The organism is Methanothrix sp. (genome assembly GCF_024518575.1).
Lineage (GTDB): Archaea > Halobacteriota > Methanosarcinia > Methanotrichales > Methanotrichaceae > Methanothrix_B.
Genome location: NZ_JANIHG010000052.1, coordinates 1 through 7,508 on the forward strand (window position 1 = coordinate 1; position 7,508 = coordinate 7,508).

The 7,508-nt window shown below is 53.9% G+C and carries 6 protein-coding genes; 3 read left to right on the forward strand and 3 right to left on the reverse strand.

Annotated features, from left to right (window positions below; genetic code table 11):
• The first annotated feature begins 657 nt into the window (after positions 1 to 657).
• From NQU42_RS07845 to NQU42_RS07855, 3 genes are all read left to right on the forward strand, one after another.
• A complete protein-coding gene (locus NQU42_RS07845) occupies positions 658 to 870 on the forward strand; it encodes a DUF2116 family Zn-ribbon domain-containing protein (protein WP_296610463.1) in 213 nt (70 codons plus the stop codon).
• Positions 871 to 880: 10 nt separating this feature from the next.
• The gene (locus tag NQU42_RS07850) at positions 881 to 1,327 is read left to right on the forward strand and encodes a hypothetical protein (protein WP_296610464.1); all 447 of its coding nucleotides are present in this window, start codon (positions 881 to 883) and stop codon (positions 1,325 to 1,327) included.
• Between the two features lie 195 nt (positions 1,328 to 1,522).
• Positions 1,523 to 2,347, forward strand: a complete 825-nt coding sequence (locus tag NQU42_RS07855; RefSeq protein ID WP_296610465.1) for a phosphate ABC transporter substrate-binding protein — start codon at positions 1,523 to 1,525, stop codon at positions 2,345 to 2,347.
• Between the two features lie 234 nt (positions 2,348 to 2,581).
• On the opposite strand, the gene NQU42_RS07860 is transcribed toward NQU42_RS07855, so the two are convergent.
• The 3 genes from NQU42_RS07860 to mutS all read right to left on the reverse strand — a co-directional run bounded on the left by NQU42_RS07860 (position 2,582) and on the right by mutS (position 7,446).
• Complete coding sequence (locus NQU42_RS07860) at positions 2,582 to 3,142, reverse strand: uracil-DNA glycosylase (RefSeq protein ID WP_296610467.1); 561 nt, start codon at positions 3,140 to 3,142, stop codon at positions 2,582 to 2,584.
• A gap of 82 nt (positions 3,143 to 3,224) precedes the next feature.
• Positions 3,225 to 4,898 (reverse strand): DNA mismatch repair endonuclease MutL, encoded by a 1,674-nt coding sequence (gene mutL / locus NQU42_RS07865; RefSeq protein ID WP_296610468.1) that lies wholly within the window; start codon positions 4,896 to 4,898, stop codon positions 3,225 to 3,227.
• Positions 4,876 to 7,446: a DNA mismatch repair protein MutS gene (gene mutS, locus NQU42_RS07870; RefSeq protein ID WP_296610470.1), complete on the reverse strand. Its 2,571-nt coding sequence runs from the start codon at positions 7,444 to 7,446 to the stop codon at positions 4,876 to 4,878. The genes mutL and mutS overlap by 23 nt, the downstream gene beginning before the upstream one ends.
• Positions 7,447 to 7,508 lie beyond the last annotated feature (62 nt).

Sequence of the window (7,508 nt, forward strand, 5' to 3'; positions counted from 1 at the left end):
GCAAAGATAAGAAACTGGGAAGCCTGAGATGGACAAGAGCTATAGAATGCTGGAACAACTTCTGTAAAATGTTTATCTTTTACTACAACTTCGCGAGGGGGTGATAGTGTTATTAGGACAGGTCCGTCCTGGGCAACGATACATTTATAAATAAAAAATCTAAATATACCATAGTCCCTTTAACGAGGGCTGGCATGAGCATGGCATGATGTCGCTTTGAGTGCCGGTGCGATAGGGGGACGACATGCCGCATTGATAGGTCCTTGGGGGAGATCACTGACGGGATCTGACAATGACCTCAAGACAACCCAGATGCGGTACACGAGCCCGTTGCGAGGGTTGCCGGTCAGACAGAGGTTACCGCAGGATGATGCACCGGAGTTAGCATCGGGCGACAGATTCATGTTAATTGCTTGAAATACAGTTGGGCAAATCCTTCGCTATGCACTGGCGATATGTATCGTACAGGGTTCATGAAGCGCTGTGTACGAATATAATGGTTCCATGATCTTGCTCCGCGCTGTATGGCGGTTTTCAGACGATAAATCTTATGTTCTCCAGTGGATGGGCGGATGAGACCCATCCGGCCAGGGAGCACTCACGCGCAAATCTTATCTATATTGTGTTTCGACTAGAGCACATCCCATGGTGGTGTGGTTGAACAAGCTCTCACCCCACAAGCACTGTATAATATGTGGCAATGCCATCGAGGCAGACAGCACATTCTGTGATGAGCTCTGCGAATCCAGGTACAGATCGGCCCAGAGGCGACAGCAGCTTGTTTTTGTTGTCTTTCTTCTACTGATGATAGCAACGTTCGTCCTGCTTGGCATCCTGCCAGCACTATTCGGGCAGAACAGGCCCGGCTGAGGTGGTTGATATGAGGTATCTCGGACTGATCATAACATCGGTGCTTTTGCTATCACATGCCTCAGCTGGGCTGAGCTACATACAGGTGAAGGATGTTACCATGATCCCTGACGGAGATGATCTGAGGTTTCAGGTGAATTACACACTGGAGCCATTCGCGAGGCTTTATGTGCTTGCTCTGGGGTGCAGGCATCTCGAGCCGGAGCTGATCAGGCTCTTCTCTAGCTATCAGAATGTAAGAACAGTGGGGGCCAAGCCCTCCACAGCAACGCTTGTCGTCGAGAACGCAGGCAAGTACCTTGATGGTTACTACCTGTACGACGCGAAGCCTCTGAGCTCTCCTGTATCCAGGTTCATGGTGGTTTACCCCGAGGGCGTCACCAGGACTTTTATCAATGTAACCTCCACACCCAGCATATTCGTGGATAAAAATGCTCTGAGAATGGCTGCACAGTGAACTCTGTGATGCTCTGTGGAACTTTTCCGACCCTCACATGATCTCTCCTGGATCACGGCCCAGACATGAGGTTATCCCGGTTCTGCCGTCATAGATATATACATTATATTCAGAATATAGACCTCAGCTTAGGTATATTTTTCATTTCGGCATACTATATATAAAACCTCGCCGTCTCTGCGATTGGTGATTGAAATGAGATTGCTGGCAATAGTCGCCATAATGCTTCTCGTGGGCGCGATCAGCCCTGCGCTGAGCGCCACAGATGTGCGTGTATCAGGATCGACTACTGTGCTGCCTCTTGCCTCTGTTTGTGCTGAGAGCTTCAACTCGGAGCAGAGCGATTACAGGGTCACAGTCACAGGCGGCGGCACAGGTGTCGGGATAACTGATCTGGGAGAGGGGAGATCGGATATCGCCATGGCATCCAGGGAGGTAACAGAGACCGAGAAGAACAAGTATGAGACCGCTGACAAGAAGTTCAACGAGATACTGGTGGGGTATGACGGCATAGTCGTAGCTCTGAGCCCGCAGATTTATGAGGCTGGCGTGAGGGCGCTCACAAAAGAGCAGGTAAGAAAGATATATGCCGGTGAGATCAGCAACTGGAAGGATCTCGGTGGTCCTGACATGAAGATATACGCCATAGCAAGGAGGGCCGGATCAGGCACGCGAGATACATTCAACGAGGTCATAATGGGCTCCAAGGAGGCAGAGACTCCTGGAGTATCGACAGAGGCTGCGGACAACTCTGAGGTGAAGACCGCAATAAAGGGCAGCGATAAGGCGATAGGCTACCTGGGGTACAGCTATGTCGCAGATGGTGCTGTGAAGGGAGTTGCGCTGGATGGAGTGGAGCCAACAGTCGATAACATCAAATCCGGAAACTACCCGCTGGCAAGGAAGCTGTACTTCTACACCCTCGGCGAGCCAAGCCCGGGAGCCCAGGCCTTCATAGACTTCGTGCTGAGCTCAAGCGGACAGGCTCTGGCCGAAAAGGCTGGCTATATACCTCTATGAGTGCTGGATCTGAAGATCCGGACTCAACTATTTTTACAGAAGTCTCATTCTCGGGACGTGTAAGATATATCTAAGTCACGCTTAACTTTTCGTGTGCTGTAATTGGCATTCCACCAAATCACCTGGATGAGCCTCAAAGATCGTCAACCATGGGGACGGGAGTTCCCGCTGCCGCACCAGGGTGATTCTGTGAGGCGATCAGCGCAGGAAGTCACATGTGGAGGGTTTCAGCTCTCACTGCATATGAGCCATGCTTCCTGACCGCATCCCCTTGAGCTTTGCAAGATCTGATACGAAAAGCTCCATCCGGCTCATATTTCTCAGAACAGCAGCCGGGTGGAATGTGATCAGGTATAGATCATCGAATATCCTTCCCCTGAGGGATGTCACGCCCTGCACCCCGAGGATCGCCTTTGCAGGAACGTTCCCGAGGAGGCAGATGGCTGATGGTCTGATTATCTCGATCTGTTTTCTCAGATACGGCATGCACGCCCGGATCTCCTCCTCGGTGGGACGCCGGTTTCCGGGCGGCCTGCACTTAACGATGTTTGTTATGAAGATCTCACCGCGATCCAATCCGGCGAGATCCAGAGCCCTGTCCAGGAGAGCCCCGGCCCTTCCCACAAAAGGCCTCCCCGCAAGATCCTCGGCCGCGCCCGGGGCCTCTCCTATCATCATGATTCTTGCGTTCTCTGGCCCATCCCCCGGAACAGCGTTTCTTCTTGTCTGAGAGAGCCCGCACCTCTCACATCTCCTGATCTCAGATGCAAGCTCCCTGAGATCATTACTGCACACGATTCCTCCTGCAATGAAGCATCGAGAGCATGGCTCTCAAATTCAACACCTCCAGGAGATCAGTCCTGCACAGACTCTCAGATCATCTCCTCCCGAACATCTTCTCCAGGCTCTCCGCGGATATCCGAACAACGACAGGCCTTCCGTGAGGGCACGTCCTTGGATTGTCGCATGCGAAGAGGTCTGTTAGAAGCCTGAGCATTGCGCTCTCGCTCAGCTTCTCCCCTGATTTTATCGAGCCCCTGCATGCCAGAAGCTTCAGAGCCTCATCCCTGAATGAGGTTTTGCACGCCCTCCCGAGATGCAGGATCTCTCTCAGAAGATCGCGAATCGACTCCGGCCTCTCAAGGCCCGCAGCTGCAGGCACAGACCTGACACTGTACGCCCTCCCTCCGAAGTGATCGATCTCGAAGCCGATCTCATTGAGTTTCGCGGAGAACGAATCGAGCAGTGCCGCCTCCCCGGGGGATAGCTCCACGGTGACTGGCTGGATCAGCTCCTGAGAGATGCTTCCGCTCTCGCATTTCTCCAGGAGATTCTCATAGCGGATCCTCTCAGCTGCTGCATGCTGGTCCACGAGGAATATTCCATCATCATCCTCAACGATGATGTAGAGATCGAGAGCCTGGCCCACAATCCTGATGAGCGGCTCCGAAATCCTCTGCTCAGTCTGCACCTCCAGGGGAAGCGTCTCCTGAATCTGGGGCCTGGAGCTCCAGAGCTGCGGTTCTGCAATCATCGTGGGCTGAGTGGCAGCAGGTATAGGTGAGGACCTCAGCGCGCTGAGCGCTGCGTCCCTCACAGCATCGTATATCTCACCCTCCTTGAGAAACCTGACCTCTCTCTTCGCGGGATGGACATTCACATCCACCAACGATGGATCTATCTCGATCGAGATGACAGCAACGGGATTCCTGCCTGACTGCAGAAAGCCCCTGTACGCCTCCCTCAATGCCTGAACGACAGCTTTGGAGTACACCGGCCTTTTGTTCACGTAAACGAGAAGAGACTCAGAGTCCTGGCGAGACTCATCAGGAGAGGAGATCATCCCATGGAGATCGAACCCCTCCCCTTTAGCCATTATGGGGATCATGCCCTTAACGGTCCTGAGACCGAATGCTCTGATCAGAGCATCATCCCATGTCTCCGAGGCGTTCGATCTGAACAGCGTCCTTTTGCCAGATGAGAGCTCAAATGAGATCCTGTGGTTTATTATGGCCATCTGTGTCACAAGCTCTGCGATCCTCGCGAGCTCCTGTGAAGGCGATGAGAGGTGCTTGAGCCTCGCGGGAATCTTCTCAAAGAGCCCCTTGACCTCTATGCTTGTCCCGTAAGGGCATCCATCATCTCTTATCTCTGCAACCCTCCCGTTCTCCAGCCGGATATAGGTCCCCATCGCAGAGCTTCTGGTTCTCGTGTGGACCTCAACGAATCTCGATACACTGGCTATAGAGGATAGAGCCTCCCCGCGGAACCCGAGGGTTTTAAGCCTGAAGAGATCATCTGCCCCCGAGATCTTGCTCGTGGCGTGTCTCTGGAATGCGAGTGGCAGATCTTCACGCTCGATCCCGCAGCCGTCGTCGACAACCTTTATGAGCGAGATCCCGCCGTCCCTCACCTCGACGAATATCCTCGTGGCTCCAGCGTCTATCGAGTTCTCGATCAGCTCCTTGACGACAGATGCCGGCCGCTCTATCACCTCCCCCGCAGCTATCCTGCTCACAGTCTCTTCATCAAGTATGTGTATCCTGGGCATCCTTACAGCCGAGCCTTCTTCTGTATTCCACAAGCAGGTTCAGAGCCTGAAGCGGTGTTATCTTTTCAAGCTCAAGGTTCTTTATCTCCTCGAGTATGGCGTTGTCCGGGGTCTCGGGCTGACTGAAGAATATGAGCTGCGTGTACCTCCTCGATCTCTCCCTCGATCTGCACTTTCTGATCTCTATGGCTGCCTGTTCTTCTATGATACCAAGAAGCTCCTCCGCTCTTCTTATCACCTGCTCCGGGACTCCAGCAAGCCTGGCGACATGTATTCCGTAGCTCTTGTTTGTCGCGCCGGGCACAACCGTTCTCAGAAACGTTATTGATCTCCCCTCCTCCTTCACCGCCATGCTGTAGTTCGCTATTCCAGGGAGATTGAGCTGCGTGAGCTGGTGGTAATGCGTCGCAAAGATCGTCTTTGCCCTTATCCTGGAGTGTATGTACTCCGAGACGGCCCATGCTATGCTCAGGCCGTCGAAGGTGCTCGTTCCCCTGCCGATCTCATCGAGCAAAATCAAGCTGTCTTCTGTGGCCGAGACAAGTATGTTTGCAAGCTCGCTCATCTCCACCATGAATGTAGATCTCCCTGAGACGAGATCGTCCCTCGCTCCGACCCTTGTGAAGATCCTGCCCACCAGACCTATCTTCGCATAGGATGCTGGAACGAATGATCCGATCTGAGCCATTATCGCTATCAGAGCGACCTGGCGCATGAATGTCGACTTTCCAGCCATGTTCGGTCCGGTCAGTATCATGAACCAGCTGCGCTCGTCCATTGTGAGATCGTTCGGGACGAAGCTGCCCTTCATGACTCTATCGAGAACAGGATGCCTGGAGTCGCGGAGCACTATCTCCCTTCCAGCATCGACCAAGGGCCTCACCATCGCTCCTCGGAGGGCAGCCTTCGCCAATCCCAGGATCACGTCAAGCTCGCCTATCGCGGCTGCGACCTCCTGGACAGATCTCGTCCTGGCCGCGACCTCTCGCCGCAGATCGAGGAACAGCTCGTGCTCGAGCGCTGACGACCGCTCCTGAGCTGAGAGCACCTTGCTCTCCATCTCCTTCAGCTCCTGGGTCACGAAGCGCTCAGCATTCGAGAGCGTCTGCTTTCTTATGTAGTCGCCCGGTACCATTGAAAGATTCGGCTTCGTGACCTCTATGTAGTAACCGAAGACGTTGTTGTATCCGACCTTAAGCGACTTTATCCCCGTCCTCTTCCTCTCAGAGGATTCGAGCTCCGCGATCCAGTCTCTTCCACTTCTGAGCGCTCTGCGCAGCTCGTCCAGCTCGGGGCTGTAGCCGTCCCTTATCACACCACCATCCCTTGGCGATGCTGGCGGGTCATCTGAAAGTGCCCTTTCGAGCAGCTCCACTAGATCATCAAGCTCGCTTGCATCCAGCCTCTTTCTGATATCAACAAGATACTCTGACTCCAGACCGCTAATCGCCCGTGAGATCTCAGGGAGCCGGCGGAGCGATGCCCGCAGAGCCACGAGATCCTTTGGCCCTGCGCTCCCAAGCGAGACGCGCCCGATGATCCTCTCCAGGTCGCTGAGGCCCTCGAGAAGCTCCGAGATCTCCTCTCTTATCATCGCTCTTCTCACCATCTCCTCAACTGCATCCTGCCTTCTGCGAATGACCTCCAGAGACATCGATGGCATCTGGAGCCACCTCGCCAGGGTCCTTGATCCCATCGGAGTGACAGTCTCGTCGAGGATCTCCATGAGGGTGCCGCTTCTGGTTCCATCTCTGAGATTCCTGAATATCTCCAGGTTTCTCAGCGTTATATCATCGAGAAGCATGTACTCAGAGGATGATACCATCCGGACCGGCTTGATGTGATCCGCCGAGTTGATCTTGGTCTGCCGCAGGTAGGATAGGATCGCACAGGCAGCGCGGGCGCAGAGAGGATTTCTCTCATAAAGATCTCCAATAATCCCGCTCGCTCCAGACACCTCATCCGGGGAGAACAGGCCAACATCGAGCTGCTGCACACGCATGCCATCCAGAGATATGCCAGTGGGGGCCAGACACTCCGCGGGGGAAAACCTGGCCAGTTCAGATCTGAGCCGCTCCAAGGGGACCTCCGAGGCTATGAAATCGCCTGTTGAGAGGTCGAGAAGAGCCAGCCCTGCTAGCCCGTTCTCCGGAAGAACAGCTGCGAGGTAGTTGTTGCTCTTTTCCTGGAGCAGCGCAGGCTCTATCACGGTCCCAGGGGTGACTATCCTTGTGATCTCTCTCCTCACGATCCCCTTCGCCAGCTTCGGATCCTCGACCTGCTCGCATATCGCCACCTTGTGGCCTGCGTTGACTAGCCTTGAGAGGTAAACGTCCAGTGAGTGATATGGTATGCCCGCGAGCGGGATCCTGTTCCCATCGTCGTCCTTCTGCCTCGATGTGAGGGTTATGTTCAGAGTTCTGGACGCGGTAATGGCATCCTCTCCGAATGTCTCATAAAAATCACCCATCCTGAAGAGCAGCAGGGCATCCGGGCACTGCTTCTTTATGCTGAAGTATTGCTCCATAAGTGGAGAGAGCCTGGCCATCAATCACATGTACACCACCTGTTAGATATGGCTTTCGAATATATGGATGAATATAAAGAGAC

Excerpts from the sequence above, each read along its gene's own strand:
- NQU42_RS07850 (WP_296610464.1), top strand. The coding sequence starts at position 881 with ATGAGGTATCTCGGACTGATCATAACATCGGTGCTTTTGCTATCACAT.
- NQU42_RS07855 (WP_296610465.1), top strand. The coding sequence starts at position 1,523 with ATGAGATTGCTGGCAATAGTCGCCATAATGCTTCTCGTGGGCGCGATC.
- mutL (WP_296610468.1), bottom strand. The coding sequence starts at position 4,898 with ATGCCCAGGATACACATACTTGATGAAGAGACTGTGAGCAGGATAGCT.
- mutS (WP_296610470.1), bottom strand. The coding sequence starts at position 7,446 with ATGGCCAGGCTCTCTCCACTTATGGAGCAATACTTCAGCATAAAGAAG.